General features: G+C 59.0%; 15 protein-coding genes. 9 read left to right on the forward strand and 6 right to left on the reverse strand.

Going from position 1 to position 15,451, the window contains the following annotated elements; translation table 11 throughout:
* Positions 1-73: 73 nt before the first annotated feature.
* Together KQP88_RS06945 and KQP88_RS06950 are read left to right on the forward strand one after the other, a co-directional pair.
* Positions 74-820: an SDR family oxidoreductase gene (locus KQP88_RS06945; RefSeq protein WP_216705186.1), complete on the forward strand. Its 747-nt coding sequence runs from the start codon at positions 74-76 to the stop codon at positions 818-820.
* Positions 821-1,474: 654 nt separating this feature from the next.
* Complete coding sequence (locus KQP88_RS06950; protein WP_117165195.1) at positions 1,475-1,693, forward strand: DUF6124 family protein; 219 nt, start codon at positions 1,475-1,477, stop codon at positions 1,691-1,693.
* A gap of 101 nt (positions 1,694-1,794) precedes the next feature.
* Here the strand turns inward: KQP88_RS06950 and KQP88_RS06955 are convergent, their stop codons facing one another.
* The 3 genes from KQP88_RS06955 to KQP88_RS06965 form a co-directional block, all read right to left on the reverse strand.
* Positions 1,795-2,724, reverse strand: a complete 930-nt coding sequence (locus tag KQP88_RS06955; RefSeq protein ID WP_216704575.1) for an IS110 family transposase — start codon at positions 2,722-2,724, stop codon at positions 1,795-1,797.
* A 266-nt stretch (positions 2,725-2,990) separates the two neighbouring features.
* The gene (locus KQP88_RS06960) at positions 2,991-3,776 is read right to left on the reverse strand and encodes a substrate-binding domain-containing protein (RefSeq protein WP_216705187.1); all 786 of its coding nucleotides are present in this window, start codon (positions 3,774-3,776) and stop codon (positions 2,991-2,993) included.
* Between the two features lie 204 nt (positions 3,777-3,980).
* Positions 3,981-5,153 carry a XylR family transcriptional regulator gene (locus KQP88_RS06965; protein ID WP_216705188.1) on the reverse strand — a complete coding sequence of 391 codons (1,173 nt, stop codon included), beginning with the start codon at positions 5,151-5,153 and terminating at the stop codon, positions 3,981-3,983.
* 171 nt (positions 5,154-5,324) lie between these two features.
* Here KQP88_RS06965 and xylA point away from each other — a divergent pair, with 171 nt between their 5' ends.
* The 5 genes from xylA (at position 5,325) to KQP88_RS06990 (ending at position 11,251) form a co-directional block, all read left to right on the forward strand.
* A complete protein-coding gene (gene xylA, locus KQP88_RS06970; protein WP_216705189.1) occupies positions 5,325-6,641 on the forward strand; it encodes a xylose isomerase in 1,317 nt (438 codons plus the stop codon).
* A 149-nt stretch (positions 6,642-6,790) separates the two neighbouring features.
* Positions 6,791-7,792 (forward strand): D-xylose ABC transporter substrate-binding protein, encoded by a 1,002-nt coding sequence (gene xylF, locus KQP88_RS06975; RefSeq protein ID WP_216705190.1) that lies wholly within the window; start codon positions 6,791-6,793, stop codon positions 7,790-7,792.
* 66 nt (positions 7,793-7,858) lie between these two features.
* A complete protein-coding gene (gene xylG / locus KQP88_RS06980) occupies positions 7,859-9,415 on the forward strand; it encodes a D-xylose ABC transporter ATP-binding protein (protein ID WP_216705191.1) in 1,557 nt (518 codons plus the stop codon).
* Positions 9,416-10,552, forward strand: a complete 1,137-nt coding sequence (locus tag KQP88_RS06985; RefSeq protein WP_216705192.1) for a sugar ABC transporter permease — start codon at positions 9,416-9,418, stop codon at positions 10,550-10,552.
* A gap of 72 nt (positions 10,553-10,624) precedes the next feature.
* Positions 10,625-11,251 (forward strand): pyridoxamine 5'-phosphate oxidase family protein, encoded by a 627-nt coding sequence (locus tag KQP88_RS06990; RefSeq protein ID WP_216705193.1) that lies wholly within the window; start codon positions 10,625-10,627, stop codon positions 11,249-11,251.
* A gap of 52 nt (positions 11,252-11,303) precedes the next feature.
* Here the strand turns inward: KQP88_RS06990 and KQP88_RS06995 are convergent, their stop codons facing one another.
* Both KQP88_RS06995 and KQP88_RS07000 read right to left on the reverse strand, forming a co-directional pair.
* The gene (locus KQP88_RS06995; protein ID WP_253950558.1) at positions 11,304-12,407 is read right to left on the reverse strand and encodes a hypothetical protein; all 1,104 of its coding nucleotides are present in this window, start codon (positions 12,405-12,407) and stop codon (positions 11,304-11,306) included.
* Positions 12,404-12,775 (reverse strand): hypothetical protein, encoded by a 372-nt coding sequence (locus KQP88_RS07000; RefSeq protein WP_216705194.1) that lies wholly within the window; start codon positions 12,773-12,775, stop codon positions 12,404-12,406. Before KQP88_RS07000 ends, KQP88_RS06995 begins: the two co-directional genes overlap by 4 nt.
* A 252-nt stretch (positions 12,776-13,027) precedes the next feature.
* Between KQP88_RS07000 and KQP88_RS07005 the strand changes: the two genes are divergently transcribed.
* Positions 13,028-13,726 (forward strand): tRNA (adenine(22)-N(1))-methyltransferase, encoded by a 699-nt coding sequence (locus tag KQP88_RS07005; RefSeq protein WP_318295007.1) that lies wholly within the window; start codon positions 13,028-13,030, stop codon positions 13,724-13,726.
* Positions 13,727-13,762: 36 nt separating this feature from the next.
* On the opposite strand, the gene KQP88_RS07010 is transcribed toward KQP88_RS07005, so the two are convergent.
* Entirely contained in the window at positions 13,763-14,683 is a 921-nt protein-coding gene (locus KQP88_RS07010) for an aromatic alcohol reductase (RefSeq protein ID WP_216705196.1), read from the reverse strand.
* A gap of 93 nt (positions 14,684-14,776) precedes the next feature.
* Here KQP88_RS07010 and KQP88_RS07015 point away from each other — a divergent pair, with 93 nt between their 5' ends.
* Positions 14,777-15,238 (forward strand): winged helix-turn-helix transcriptional regulator, encoded by a 462-nt coding sequence (locus KQP88_RS07015; protein WP_216705904.1) that lies wholly within the window; start codon positions 14,777-14,779, stop codon positions 15,236-15,238.
* Positions 15,239-15,451: the final 213 nt, after the last annotated feature.

The following is a 15,451-nucleotide window of genomic DNA, read 5'->3' on the forward strand; positions in this document are numbered from 1 at the left end:
TGAGCATGAATACATAGTTCCTCTCCTGAGGTCAGCCGCTCGGCTGGCCGTGCAAACCGAGAGGCACTCTTATATGTCCCGTTTACAAGGCAAGCGCACCCTAATCACTGGCGGAACCAGCGGCATCGGCCTGGAAACTGCCAGGCAATTCCTCGCTGAAGGCGCGCGCGTGATCGTTACAGGTGTCAATCCGGAGTCCATTGCGAACGCCCGGGCAGTTCTGGGAAGTGAAGTCCTGGTGCTGCGTGCCGACTCGGCCAGCATCGCAGCGCAGAAGGAACTGGCGCAGGCTGTTGAGGCTCATTACGGGCAACTGGATGTTGCCTTCCTCAATGCTGGCGTATCAGTGTGGATGCCAATCGAAGACTGGACGGAAGAAATGTTTGATCGCTCCTTCGACATCAACGTCAAAGGCCCGTACTTCCTTTTGCAAGCACTGCTGCCGGTCTTCGCTAACCCGGCATCCGTTGTTCTCAACACCTCTGTCAGCGCGCACCTCGGCGATGCGCGTTCATCCGTTTATGCGGCGACCAAGGCCGCGTTCCTGAACATGTCGAAAACGCTCTCCAGTGAACTCCTCCCGCGTGGTGTTCGCGTAAACGCGGTCAGTCCTGGGCCGGTCGATACGCCGCTGTATGACAAGCTCGGTATTCCCGATGCCTATCGGGAGCAGGTCAACAAGGATATCGCTGCGACCATTCCATTCGGCCGCTTTGGCACGCCTGAAGAAGTGGCCAAGGCTGTGTTGTACCTGGCCTCGGACGAGTCCCGATGGACGGTGGGTACGGAAATCATCGTCGACGGCGGCCGCTCGCTTTAACGGGCTGGCACGAACGTAGCGTTTATACGGCCCGTTCCCTGTCTGGCGGCGGGCTTTGTTGATTCAAGGGTAGGTTCCAGTCACAGTTCACACTCGTCAGCCACGGGCTGCAGTTGCCGAGGATTATGCAGCCCGGTTCCGCAAGCATCTGCAGGAAGCAAAAGCGGTCTTGGTTAGCGCTCAATAAGCCAAGGCCGAACTGGATCGTTCGCTGGCGTATGCTGTAGGAGCGAATTTATTCGCGAGAGGCCTGTACATCCGATAGATATTTATCGTTTGAAATGCTGTCTTCGCGAATGAATTCGCTCCTACACGGCTTATGTATATTCGTTACTTCAGCTAACGAAAATCCCGCCTGTGCAGGACCTTTCCGGCAGGCTTTGCCCTTTCTTCTGTGTGAACTTTCCTAGAAAATCTCAAGCCCTTGCGCCTGTGAAATCCGGACACTAGGCTGCGTCGGTCGCTGAAAATCAGCGATCGGGTTTAGCAGCCTGAATCAGTTTTTCCGGTGCAAGTTCCGCTCTGGCGGCTTTGCGTGGGGCACTTTCGAGTGCGCCGGAATTGGGAAAACTGCCGGTCTGCTAACCCGCGTCAAAGCTGCCACCCTTGTTCGTTTAGCAGCAAACATCCGGTGGCTTTATCGGAGTTTTCCCAATGATCGATTCAACACCGTCACCACCCTTCCCATCACTGGAAGAGTCCCTGTTGCATGTCAGCGACCTGCTACGCTGCGCTGCCGCAACAGCCTATGAAACCGGCGATACCCTCAACGGCCCCAAACGTGATCTGGCCTTTTCGGTCGTGCATCTGATAGGCATGGCCAAGGCCGAACTGGAGCGTTCGCTGGCGCATGTCGAGGTGCGTAGAGCCTGATTGTGGGAGCCAACTGTCTTTCATCACTCCCCGATGAACGGGCATTTTCATGAGGTCATCGCGGATAGATTCCGCGATGGCGGGCAACGCCCGCCCCCCATTCAAACCACCTGATCACGCCATGGTGTTCCGTCGCGCGCCATGGCGTTCAGGCGAATCAGCAACACCCGCATGCAGGCCACCAGGGCCACTTTCGCGCACTTGCCTTTGGCACGCAGCCTCGCATAACGCTCCTTGAAATCGGAGTTGTAGCGCACCATCCCCAGCGCACACATGTAGGCCGCACGGCGTAGTTTCGACCGCCCACCGTAGATCTGCCGCTTCCCGGTCTTGGTACCGCTGTCGTTGTTGTACGGTGCCACGCCGGCCAACGCTGCGATTTGTCCACGACTCAGGTCGCCCAGCTCGGGCAGGTAGCAGAAGAGGCTGGCGATTGTCACAGCGCCCACGCCCTTTACAGCCTCTAGCCGTTGCAGCAGTTCTGAGTCGACCCGGCGGGTTTGTGCAGCGACAAGCTGATCCACCGACTTGATCTGCACTTTAAGGCTGGCCTCCAACGCGAGGTAGATTTCCACCACGCAGGGCAGTACGGCCTGTTTGATACGGCGCCGGTTGTCATCGCGTTGTTGAAGCAGGTTGCTACGCACGTTGACCAGTTCAAGCAGGACTTCGCGTTCCTCGTCAGGCTTGGCGAAACCCTTTTCCTCCAGGCTGGAGGCGAACATGGCCAGCATTTGCGCGTCGATCGGGTCCGTCTTGGCGCGCTTGCCCATGGCCAGCGCGAACTGGCGTGAGCGGACAGGGTTGATACGCTGGACCTTGAACCCGGCATTAGCCAGCAGCTTTACCGACAGTCTCTCGTAACCCCCGGTGGCCTCAACAAGAACACGTTCAACCTGATGGGCGCTGAGGTACTCAGCGATGCTGGCGAGACCTTCTTCGGTGTTAGGCACGCAGAGATCATCTGCTTTGGGAAACAGTGCAACCTGCAGCGTGGCCTTGGAAACATCAATTCCGGCATAGGCGGACATGAGTAAAACCTCTAGGATAAAGAGTGAGAGGCGCTTTGGCCTGGCTCACGCTTGTTGTTCGAGGTCGGACTCAGTCAACTGTTCGAGCTTTGAGCCAAAGCGGGAAGAGTGGATGGCAGCTTGGCTCCCACACGTGCTCTGGGCACCGCGAATGGTCAGCTTGCCATCCACCCCTCTCACCCCAGACATTACCCTGATCAAAGACACAAGCGAATCGGGCGGCGCTCCGCTTATTCGCGAATGAATTCGCCCACAGCGAAAAATGATCAGTGCTTCAACGGCTTGAGCCCGCTGTCTTCGATTGCTCCGTCGGCCTGGCGAGAGGCCAGGTAGTCCAGCAGGGCCTGTGCTTGTGCCTGGTGCGAGCTCTTGCTGACGACGGCGCCGGAGTACATTGTCATCTTCTGTGCGTCGGCCGGAATCAGGCCAACGATATCGATGCCGCTGACCGGCTTGAGTTCGCTCAGTTGCTGGAAGCCGAGCTGGGCTTCGCCACGTGCGACGACGGCGCCGACCGGCTCGGCCGGGATCATGCGTGCCTTGGCAGTGAATGCGCTACCCAGGTTCATGCTCGGGAACAGGGTGGTGGACAGATAAACACCGCTGGCGCTGTCGGAGTACGCGACCGATTTGCTGTCCAGCAGGCTCTGGCGGAAGCTTTTCATGTTGCTGATATCGGGCTTGGCTTCGCCCTTGCGCACCGCCATGGCGATGTAGGATTCACCCAGGTCGACCCGGCTGGCTTTGCTCGCCTGACCGTTGGCCACCAGTTTGTCCAGCGCCGAACCTACCATCAGCACCACATCAGCCTGTTCGCCACGCGCCAGACGGTTGGGAACTGCCTGGGGCGTTTCGCCCATGGAGGGGGAAGCCTGGATATTCAGTTTGATGTTGTGGCTTTTCTCGTAGGCCGGAGCGACTTCGCGGATAGCCCCCATGATGCCGCCTGAGCTGAGTACGGTCAGCGTCTCGGGCTGTTGGGTTGCTGCATCTGCTGCCGAAGCCGTGAACGTGGCAATTAGCAGGGCGGTGCATGACAGTGCTCTGAGCATGGTGTGAACCTCCGTTGAGAAAGCGCTGATCTTACAGAGGCATGGCTGGCTTAAGGTCTTGATCCCAATGAAGAATTGTTCACTTCAACAAAAATGGAGGCGGCAGATGGGGCTCTATCGCACGGCATACGGTCCTCTCCCGGATATGCAGCGATAAGGTTTTGCATATAACCGGTTTCGACAATCAGCCGCAGCCCTTGAACATCATTGCCCGTGCTGATACTCGCGCGGCGTACACCCAAACTCCCGCTTGAACACCGTATGCAGATACTGCGCAGACTTGAATCCACAATTACGCGCCGTGTCTGCAATGGTTGAATCCGTGCGTTTGAGCCCCTTGGCGGCGGCGGTCAGTTTGAAGCGCAGGATTTCGTCGTGCACGCTGCAGCCGCGCACCTTGCGGAAGTGCGATTCCAGGGAGGAGCGCGATACGCCGACATAAGCCGCCACTTGCGCGGTCTTGATGCCCTGGCAGGCATATTGGCGGATGAACAGCAGGGCCTGCATGACGTAAGGGTCGCCCAATGGTTGATGCAGGCTCGACACTTGCACGTTGATCGAGTCAGGCGGGATCAGAATCTGTGTGCCCTTGGCCGGCATGCCGTGCAGCATCTGGTGGAGCAGGCGGGCGGCGGTGCGCCCCATGGTTTCGGTGCCCTGGACGACCGAACTCAGCGGTACGCGAGTCAGGCTGCGGGTCAGCGGGTCGTTGTCGATGCCGATCAGGGCCACTTGTTCCGGCACGGCGATCCCGGCGGTCAGGCAGGCTTGTAGCAATTGTCGGGCGCGGGCGTCGCTGACGGCGATGATGCCGATGGGTTTGGGCAGGCTTTGCAGCCAGGCGATCTGTTGTTCGACGGCGCTGTCCCACAGCGGCGCGCTGGTGCCCATGCCGCGATAGACCTCGGCATGCAGGCCATCACGCTGCATCAGCCAGCGAAAGGCTTTTTCCCGTTCCTGAGCCCAGCGATTGGCCTGGGCTTCGGGCAGGCTGAAGCAGGCGAAGCGCGTCAGTCCGGCTTCGATCAGGTGCTCGTAGGCCAGGGTCATCATGGCTTTGTTGTCGGTAGCGACGTAGGGGATGCCTTGCGGGTAGGCGCGCTCATCCTGGTACGAACCGCCCACAGCCACTACGGGCAATTTGCTTCCGGCCAGTGCTTCGCCGATCAGCGGGTCGTCGAAGTCGGCAATGATCCCGTCGCCTTGCCAGCGCTCGATGCCTTTCAACCGGCACAGAAAATCCTCCTCAAGAAACAGGTCCCAGGAGGCGCGGGTGCTGCTCAGGTAATTGCCGATGCCGCTGATGATGCCGCGGTCGTAGATCTTGCTGCCGTTGAACAGCAGTGCAACGCGGTGAACGGGCGGTACGGTTTTCATTGTTATTGTCCCGGGTCTGCCAACACCAAGGTGGTCGTCACAGCCTAGGCGCGCTTGGGGTGAATCTCAATACTCAAAATCGCACTCCGTCTTGGTGACTTTCATAATTTTCGGGCACAGCGCCGTTGCTAGTATCGAGGCACCGACAAGAACAACAAAAGGACACTCTCCATGTCGTACTTCCCCGATATCGACAGGATTCGCTACGAAGGCCCGGCCAGCGATTCTCCCTTGGCTTTCCGCCACTACGACGCCAACAAGATCATCCTCGGCAAACCCATGCGCGAGCACTTGCGTATGGCTGCTTGCTATTGGCACACCTTCGTCTGGCCGGGTACCGATGTGTTCGGTGCGGGGACCTTCAAGCGTCCGTGGCAGCGTGCGGGCGACCCGCTGGAAGTGGCCATTGGCAAGGCAAAAGCGGCCTTTGAGTTTTTCACCAAACTCGGGATCGACTATTACTGCTTCCACGACACCGATGTGGCCCCGGAAGGCAGTTCGCTCAAGGAGTACCGCAACCACTTTGCGCAGATGGTCGATCATCTGGAACAGCATCAGGAACAGAGCGGCATCAAGCTGTTGTGGGGCACCGCCAACTGTTTCAGCAACCCGCGCTTTGCCGCAGGTGCCGCCAGCAACCCGGACCCTGAAGTGTTCGCCTGCGCCGCTGCTCAGGTGTTCAGCGCCATGAACGCCACCCAGCGCCTCAAAGGCTCTAATTACGTGTTGTGGGGCGGGCGTGAAGGCTATGAAACCCTGCTCAATACCGACCTGAAGCGCGAGCGCGAGCAAATGGGCCGCTTCATGCAGATGGTGGTCGAGCACAAGCACAAGATCGGTTTCAAGGGCGACCTGCTGATCGAGCCCAAGCCGCAGGAACCCACCAAGCACCAGTACGATTACGACAGCGCCACGGTCTTCGGCTTCTTGCAGCAGTTCGGTCTGGAAAACGAAATCAAGGTCAATATCGAGGCCAACCACGCGACGCTGGCGGGGCATAGTTTCCATCACGAGATTGCCACCGCCGCTTCGTTGGGGATTTTCGGCAGCATCGATGCCAACCGTGGCGATCCGCAGAACGGCTGGGACACCGACCAGTTTCCCAACAGCGTCGAAGAGATGACCCTGGCCACCTACGAAATTCTCAAGGCCGGTGGTTTCAAGAATGGCGGGTTCAATTTCGACTCCAAGGTGCGCCGCCAGAGCCTCGATGAAGTGGACCTGTTCCATGGCCATGTGGCCGCGATGGATGTCCTTGCCCTGTCCCTTGAACGTGCAGCGGCCATGCTGCAGAACGACCGGCTTCAGCAGTTCAAGGATCAACGTTACGCAGGCTGGCAGCAGCCGTTGGGGCAGAAGGTGCTGGCGGGTGGCTTCAGCCTGGAATCACTGGCCGAACATGCCTTCGCCCAGGAACTGAACCCGCAGGCCGTGAGCGGCAGGCAGGAAATGCTCGAAAACGTCGTCAACCGGTTCATTTACAGCTGACGGTCAGCCCCGTTCGTCGGTTTGGCACGGCTGTTACATTCCCACGACAAATCTGTACGGGTCAGGCTTGGCGAGGCTCTACAGTTGTACCAGCACGATACTCATCGTCAGGCAGTGTCTTTCAAACAACAATAAAAGGACGCACCACCATGAATAAAGTCAAACGCACCTTGTTGGCCAGTGCTCTGGCCCTGCTGTCCATCCCGGCCATGGCCGATTCTGCCAACCCGAAAATCGGTTTCTCCATTGATGACCTGCGCCTGGAACGTTGGTCGCGGGATCGGGATTACTTCGTTGCGGCGGCCGAAAAACTCAATGCCAAGGTCTTTGTCCAGTCGGCCGATGCCAACGAGCAGAAGCAGATTTCCCAGATCGAAAACCTGATCTCCCGTGGCGTCGATGTGATCGTCATCGTGCCGTTCAACGCCACTGTGCTGACCAACGCCGTCGCCGAAGCCAAGAAAGCCGGGATCAAGGTGGTGTCCTATGACCGCCTGATTCTCAACGCCGATATCGATGCCTACATTTCCTTCGATAACGAAAAGGTCGGCGAGATGCAGGCCAGCGGTGTGCTGCAAGCCGCGCCCAAGGGCAATTACTTCCTGCTGGGTGGCGCGCCCACCGACAACAACGCCAAGATCCTGCGCGAAGGCCAGTTGAAAGTGCTGCAACCGGCCATCGACAAAGGGGATATCAAGATCGTCGGCCAACAGTGGGTCAAGGAGTGGAACCCCACCGAAGCGCTGAGCATTGTCGAGAATGCCCTGACGCGTAATAACAACAAGATCGATGGCATCGTCGCCTCCAACGACGCCACTGCAGGCGGTGCGATTCAGGCACTGGCTGCGCAGAAACTGGCCGGCAAGGTGCCGATTTCGGGTCAGGATGCAGACCTGGCAGCGGTCAAGCGGGTGATCGATGGCACCCAGACCATGACCGTTTACAAGCCCCTGAAGCTGATCGCCTCCGAAGCCGCCAAGTTGTCGGTGCAACTGGCGCGTAACGAGAAACCCACCTACAGCTCGCAGTACGACAATGGCAGCAAGAAGGTCGACACCATCCTGCTCACCCCGACGCCGTTGACCAGGGACAACATCGACCTGCTGGAAAAGGACGGCTTCTATACCAAGGCGCAGATAGCCGGGCAGTGATCTTTCGAGCGTGACAGCCCGATCCTGAGCACAACCCCCGGTGGACCCCTTGTGTGAGCCTCTGCCATGTCCGACTACCTGCTGCAAATGAACGGCATCGTCAAAGCCTTCGACGGTGTCAAAGCCCTCAATGGCATCGATATCAAGGTCAGGCCGGGGGAATGTGTCGGATTGTGCGGCGAGAACGGTGCCGGTAAATCCACACTGATGAAGGTGCTGTCGGCGGTCTACCCCTATGGCACCTGGGACGGTGAAATCCTCTGGGACGGCCAGCCGCTCAAGGCCCAGTCCATCAGCGAAACCGAAGCGGCCGGCATCGTCATCATCCATCAGGAACTGACCCTGGTTCCCGATCTGTCAGTGACCGAAAACATCTTCATGGGCCATGAGATGACGCTGTTCGGCGGGCGCATGAATTACCCGGCCATGACCCGGCGCGCCGAAGCGCTGATGCGTGAGCTGAAAGTGCCGGACATGAACGTCTCGCTGCCGGTTTCCCAGTACGGCGGTGGCTACCAGCAACTGGTGGAAATCGCCAAGGCGCTGAACAAGCAGGCTCGACTGCTGATTCTCGATGAGCCGTCCTCGGCCCTGACCCGTTCGGAAATCGAGGTGCTGCTGGACATCATCCGCGATCTTAAGGCCAAGGGCGTTGCGTGCGTCTATATCTCCCACAAACTCGATGAAGTGGCTGCCGTGTGCGACACCGTTTCGGTGATTCGCGACGGCAAACACATCGCCACGACCGACATGGCGGACATGGACATTCCCAGGATCATCACCCAGATGGTCGGGCGGGAAATGAGCAACCTGTATCCCACCGAACCCCACAGCATTGGCGAGGTGATTTTCGAGGCGCGGCACATCACCTGTTATGACGTCGATACGCCTCGGCGCAAACGGGTCGACGATATTTCCTTCGTTCTCAAGCGTGGTGAAATCCTCGGCATCGCCGGGCTGGTGGGGGCGGGGCGTACGGAGCTGGTTTCTGCGCTGTTCGGCGCGTATCCCGGTCGTTACGAAGGAGAGGTCTGGCTGGAAGGCCAGCAGGTCGATACCCGCACGCCGCTCAAGTCCATTCGTGCCGGCCTGTGCATGGTCCCCGAAGACCGCAAACGCCAGGGCATCATTCCGGACCTGGGCGTCGGCCAGAACATCACCCTGGCGGTGCTGGAAAACTACTCGAAGCTGACCCGCATCGACGCCGAAGCCGAGCTGCATGGCATCGATCAGGAAATCTCGCGCATGCACCTCAAGACTGCGAGCCCGTATCTGCCCATCACCAGCCTCTCGGGCGGCAATCAGCAAAAGGCCGTGCTGGCGAAGATGCTGCTGACCAAACCTCGGGTGCTGATTCTCGATGAACCCACACGGGGCGTGGATGTGGGCGCCAAGTATGAGATCTACAAGTTGATGGGCGCGCTGGCGGCCGAAGGCGTGTCGATCATCATGGTGTCCTCGGAGCTGGCCGAAGTGCTCGGCGTGTCGGACCGGGTGCTGGTGATCGGCGAAGGGCAATTGCGCGGCGACTTCATCAACCGCGACCTCACTCAGGAGCAGGTGCTCGCCGCCGCCCTCAGCCAGGCCGCTGGCCATAACAATAATGATCGGAAGTCTGCGTAGATGAACCAGGTCAAACAACTCTTCACGCGCTACAAAATGCTCGCCTTGGTTATCGCTGTGGCGATTATCTGGCTGTTTTTCAGCTGGCAGACCGAAGGCGGATTCCTGACCCCGCGCAACCTGTCCAACCTGTTGCGACAGATGTCCATCACCGGGATTCTGGCTTGCGGCATGGTGCTGGTGATCATCAGCGGCGAGATCGATCTGTCGGTGGGCTCACTGCTGGGGTTGCTCGGTGGGCTGGCAGCGATTCTCGATGTGATCTATCACGTGCCGCTGCTGGCCAACCTGAGCATTGTGGTGCTGTTCGGACTGATGATCGGCATCGCCAATGGCTACATGACGGCTTACCTGCGCATCCCGTCATTCATCGTCGGGCTGGGCGGCATGCTGGCGTTTCGCGGCATCCTGCTGGGGATTACAGGTGGCACCACCATCGCCCCGGTTTCGCCGGAACTCGTCTACGTGGGGCAGGGCTATCTGCCGCATGCGGTGGGCACGGGCCTTGGGATTGTGCTGTTTGCACTGACGCTGTTCCTGACCTGGAAACAGCGCCGCAATCGCGCCTTCCACGGGCTGGCGGCGCACTCACTGGTGCGTGACATCCTGCGCGTGGTGCTGATCGGCGCGGTACTGGCCGGATTCGTCCACACCCTCAACAGCTATGACGGCATTCCCGTACCGGTGCTGCTGTTACTGATTCTGCTGGGGGTGTTCAGCTACGTGACCAGCCAGACCGTCTTCGGACGTCGCGTCTATTCCGTGGGCAGCAATATGGAAGCCACGCGCCTTTCCGGCATCAATGTGCAAGCCGTAAAGCTGTGGATCTTCGGCATCATGGGCGTGATGTGCGCGCTCGCCGGCATGGTCAACACCGCACGCCTGGCCGCCGGCTCACCCTCGGCTGGCAGCATGGGCGAACTCGATGCGATAGCCGCCTGCTTCATCGGCGGCACCTCCATGCGTGGCGGCTCCGGCACTGTTTATGGCGCATTGCTCGGGGCACTGGTCATCACCAGCCTGGACAACGGCATGTCCATGCTCGACGTGGACAGCTACTGGCAGATGATCGTCAAGGGCAGCATTCTGGTGCTGGCCGTTTGGGTCGATGTGAGCACCCGGACCGGGCGGCGTTGATGGGCGAAGACTTGCAGGCATGCGGGAAGCAATGGCAGTGTGTCATTAGCTCACTCATCAGCCGGGAATATCATGGACACTGACAGCAGCGATTATGTGACAGACCTGCAGGCGCTGGAAAAGCTCTACGGCCCCATCGCCCGCCCGTCCATCCTCAAGGAAGTCGATCATATTCACGCTGCCTACAGGCCTTTTATCGAGTCGGCTTCCTTTGTCATCCTGGCCTCTTCAGGCCCTGGCGGGCTGGATGCGTCTCCTCGTGGCGATCAGGCTGGGTTTGTCCATATCGAAGACAGCAAGACGCTTTATCTGCCGGATCGCCGGGGTAACAATCGGGTCGATACGCTGCGCAATATAGTCGAGGATCCTCGCGTTGCTCTCTTGTTTCTGGTGCCGGGAGTTGGCGAAACCCTGCGGGTCAACGGAACGGCAAAAATATCGATCCATCCGCCATTGCTGCAGCGTTTTGCCGTAAACGGCCAACTGCCGAAATCCGTCCTGCAGATCACGGTGACCAGCGTGTATTTCCAGTGCAGCAGAGCGGTTATCAGGTCCGGCCTGTGGGATGCGACACGCCACATCGAGCGCCATAGGCTGCCGACAGCAGGGCAAATCCTGAAGGCCGTTTCTGCCGATGAGATCGATGGTGATGCCTACGATAAAGCCTTGCCGGGGCGTATTGCGGATACGTTGTACTGATCGTGCTCAATAGCGCCTTGCCCCACGCTGGCGGCAAGGCGATCAAACTTCCTCAGTTCGCCTTCACGCTATACGACGGTCCCCACACCGACTGGCCGCTGGTTTCACGCGCCTTGATAGTGATCGGACGATAGGTCAGCCCTTTGAGGACTTCAGCCATTTTCGGCAAACCCCAGTCCGCCGGGTTCTGGCTTTTTCGGACTTCCTCGACTTCACCCAGCAGTTGCACCAGGGTCACTTGCTTCAGCTCACAGCGCATCTGTTCCTGATCGGCCTGCTTGCAACTGTTTTCCCGAAGTTCGGCGGCAGGTGGTTCGGCAAAGAAACCATCGATCAGTATCACTTCACCCGAGGCAATATCGAAGCTCGCGAACTCCTTGTTGATCGTGGCCGTCACGCTGCGGGCTTCAATGGTTCGCTGCTTTATGCTTTCCGTCCAGCCTGCTGGCGAGGTCTCTCGTTTGACGTCGTAGGAGCTCTTCCCCCAGCTTGTGCATTCGTTATTGACCACGCGCACGGAGGTGCAGTAATCCTCCTGCACGGTTTCGTTGCGGTAGCTGGCGTCTTCCCACTTCTTGCCCCGCTCGAACTCATCGAATGTTATCGACTTGAGCATGGCGTAACCCAGCGACGAAGGCTGAATGTTGCGTCCGCCAGGGGCCTCGAATGCGGCTGTGCGGGGCAGGTTGTAGCTCACGCCACTGATGCTGTAATGGCCGGGGTCGACCAGATAGATCTTGTAGAGCGTCCTGCCGAACACCAACTGGAAGTAGGAATTTTCCCCGTTGTTTTCATCGGTTTTGTTACTGGTGTCGTAACCGACCTTGATCCTGGAGGACGGGCGAGAGGTGTTGGTCCATTCGGTGACCCCCGAGCGCAGTCGCAAGAATTTGGCGATGTCATCGTTGTTCCCGAAGTCTGTCTTGAGGCTGTCCAGGCTGGCACTCGGCACGACCAGAATGGCTTTGCCTGAGGTCTTGAACCGGGCAAACATCTCGTCATGAGCCTTGCGTGCTTCCAGCATCGAGGTCGGCTGCGAAACCGGCTGGGCCGACATGGCGTTGAACCCTTGAGCGGGCGGCGCTATCGGTACGCAACCGCTCAGTGCCAGGCTGCCCAGCGTCAGCGTGAACAGCGCGCTAACGTAGCCTTTCATGATCCGCAGCGCCCGGCCGCTTTCAGCAATGCGTTGCAGTTGGCGGGGGCCGCAGTGTCAGACGGAGTCTGTTTGCCGGAACCTTCCACCGGGCCCGAGCAAAGCGTGTCGGAATCCAGAGCCACGAGAGTGGTGTAGTAGCAGTTATAAACACCTTTGCTGCTTTGTGCCTTGAACTTCACGGAGTCCAGTTCGCCGCGCTTGTCGAAAATCCTGACTTTCTCCGGCGTGGTATTGAGTGTTACGGCTGCCTTTTCCTGCAAGCTGGTGTCACTGACGGTCTTGGATGCCACGATCCCGCAACCCTGAAGCAACGATACAGCCGCGCCGGCCATGAGTAGTTGAATAACAGTTTTATTCAGGGTCATTTTTCGTATCCACATGATGTACAGGGAGGTAGTGCAGGGCCTGATAAGCGGCAACACTGTTCAACAAGACATTCTCCACGGGGGCTCGATAAAACCTATAGCTCAGGCAGTCTATTGAAACCCCTTCAGGGGTGTGATAGCGCGGCCTGTGTTTGTGTTATGGGCCAAACATTTGAAATCCCCGCCATTACTCGACAGAATCGCGCCCCGACCGGCCAGAGGTGCCGCTCGTTCGTGGGTGAGGGTCAGCAGTTGAACGAACAGACATTGTCCATGCGCCTGGAGCGTGTAGCGGCCCATGTGCCAGCGGGTGCGCGCCTGGCCGACATCGGCTCGGATCACGCTTACCTGCCTGTGGCCCTGATGCGCCGTGGCGTTATCGCGTCAGCGGTGGCGGGGGAGGTGGCGTTGACGCCGTTCCATGCGGCGCAACGTACCGTGCGCGAAAACGACCTGGAGCAATCGATTACCGTGCGCCAGGCCAATGGTCTGGCAGCGATCAGGCCGCAAGACGGAATCACCGCGATCAGCCTGTGCGGCATGGGCGGCGAGACGATTCGCGACATCCTCGACAGCGGCAAAGCGCACCTCAACGGCGAAGAACGCCTGATCCTGCAACCCAATGGCGGCGAGCAACCGCTGCGGCAATGGCTGATGGAAAACGACTACCGCATCCTCTCCGAAGAAGTGCTGCGGGAAAACCGCTTTGACTACGAAATCATCATCGCCGACCGCTCCGGGCCGGTGATCTATTCAGCCCGGGAACTGTTTTTCGGCCCCCTGCAGATGCAGGCCCGCAGTCCGGCTTTCCTGCTCAAATGGCAGCGCTTGTTACTCAAGAAACAGAAAACCTTGAGCAACTTTGGCCGTGCGCGGCAGGCGGTGCCGGAAGAGAAGATGCAGGAAATTAACCGGCAGATTGGCTGGATTACCGAGTTGTTGGGGGTTTAGGTTTTTGTAGCCTGTGCATCAAGTGCTGCTATCTGCTCAACGCAAATGTTGCTCAATCCACTGGCCGACCGTGAGGGTATCGATCTGCCGGTTGGCGTTATAGCTATGCGCCTTGGGCCAGGCGACGCCTTTGCCTTGCGCGAACACCGCCCGGTACTTGCGCAGCGAGTCGTCGGGTGCGGCTGCCAGATCGGCCATGAGCGCAGGCACCGTCCACTCCACACGTTCAACCGTGCGATTGAGCAACTGATCAACCGTGTCCGCCAGTTGCCGGTAAGTGAGGGTGTCGCCCGCAGTGAAAACCACTTCATTGGCCAGCGCTGGCTCGAAGAGGATGGACGCGGTCAGGCGACCGATATCCTCCGGCGTGGTGACCGTCACGGCCGTATCCCAGCTCCCCAGGGCGCGCACGATGTTCTGGTCGAGGTCGACCACGCCGAACGCCGGTTCAAACAGAAAACTGGTGAACATGCCCGTGGAGATGATCAGCCATTGCACTCGCGACTGGCCGCGCAGCAGCTGGCGCACATCCAGTTGCTCGTCAAACAGGGTTTGAGGGCTGCCATAACCGATCACGTCGTAATCCACGCCGAATTGCCACGGCACATAACGCTTCACGTCGGACTGTAACACAGCGCGGGTCAGCTTGAGTTGTGTCCCGGCACCGCCCGCGAAGCCAAGGCAACTGACCACGGTGTCGAAACCGCTGAACAGCGCGGCGAGGCTTTCCTCTGAGTCGTTTGCCGCATCGGCAGACACCACCTCGATGCCCAGGGCTTTCAGTGCTTCGAGTGTCTGGCGCTTGGGTTCAGACGTAGCGTCGAGCGCGGAGGGTCGCAGCATGACAGTGACACGCGCAGCCGGACGCGCTGCCAGCTCGCGAAGCACCGCCATCCCCAGTTCGCCCGCGCCCAGGACCAGAATAGTGTCGGTTGTTGCAGAGTCGTGTGAGTGCATCAGGAATTCCCGGTGAATGATCAGCGATGTTTTATCCTGTCATCCTTGGCGAACATTCAGAAGAAGGCACACGAGTGATACCGCATGAACGCAATGAGTGAAGATGAGGTCATCCGCCTGTCCCAAGCCACCTGCGATGCGCTCAGCGCCGAGGACGACGGACTCAAACGCGAAGTCCTGACCCATGCAGGCAATCGCTGGTCGCTGGGGATCGTTCATACACTGGGCGTGGAAGGCAAACTGCGCCACGCAGAAATCGGCCGCCGCCTGCAAGGCATCACCCAACGCATGCTGACCCGCAGCCTGCGACAACTCGAACGAGACGGCTTGATCTCGCGTTGCGATCATGGAGAAGTGCCGCCGCGGGTTGATTATGAGCTGACCCCGCTGGGGCGGAGTTTTCTGGTGCATATGGTGCCGTTGTGGATGTGGTTGTTGGAGAATGCGGAGGGGTTTAGGGCGGCTCGGGGTAGGTTTGATGGGGGTAGGGGGGGTAATGGTTTGTTTGTAGGGGAGGTGGTTGGTCAGACCGCTACAGGGATTGCTTTTGGCTAGGAGCGTACAGCAGTCCCTGCTGGTTGGCATAGCGGGTGACGTCGGCGCAGCCTCTGGGTGCTATCTGGCTGTGCGCCGTCGTGCCTGTGGCTGCTTGTTGAGAATGTTGAAGATTTCGCAGGGGGAGCGCTGTGGCCGTAGAGTGGATGGCTCCTCTCCACAGCAACACGTGACGCGCCGATAACCTCCCATTAGTTGGTGGCCTGGCACGTT

It is taken from the genome of Pseudomonas lijiangensis, from assembly GCF_018968705.1.
Classification (GTDB): Bacteria; Pseudomonadota; Gammaproteobacteria; order Pseudomonadales; family Pseudomonadaceae; genus Aquipseudomonas; species Aquipseudomonas lijiangensis.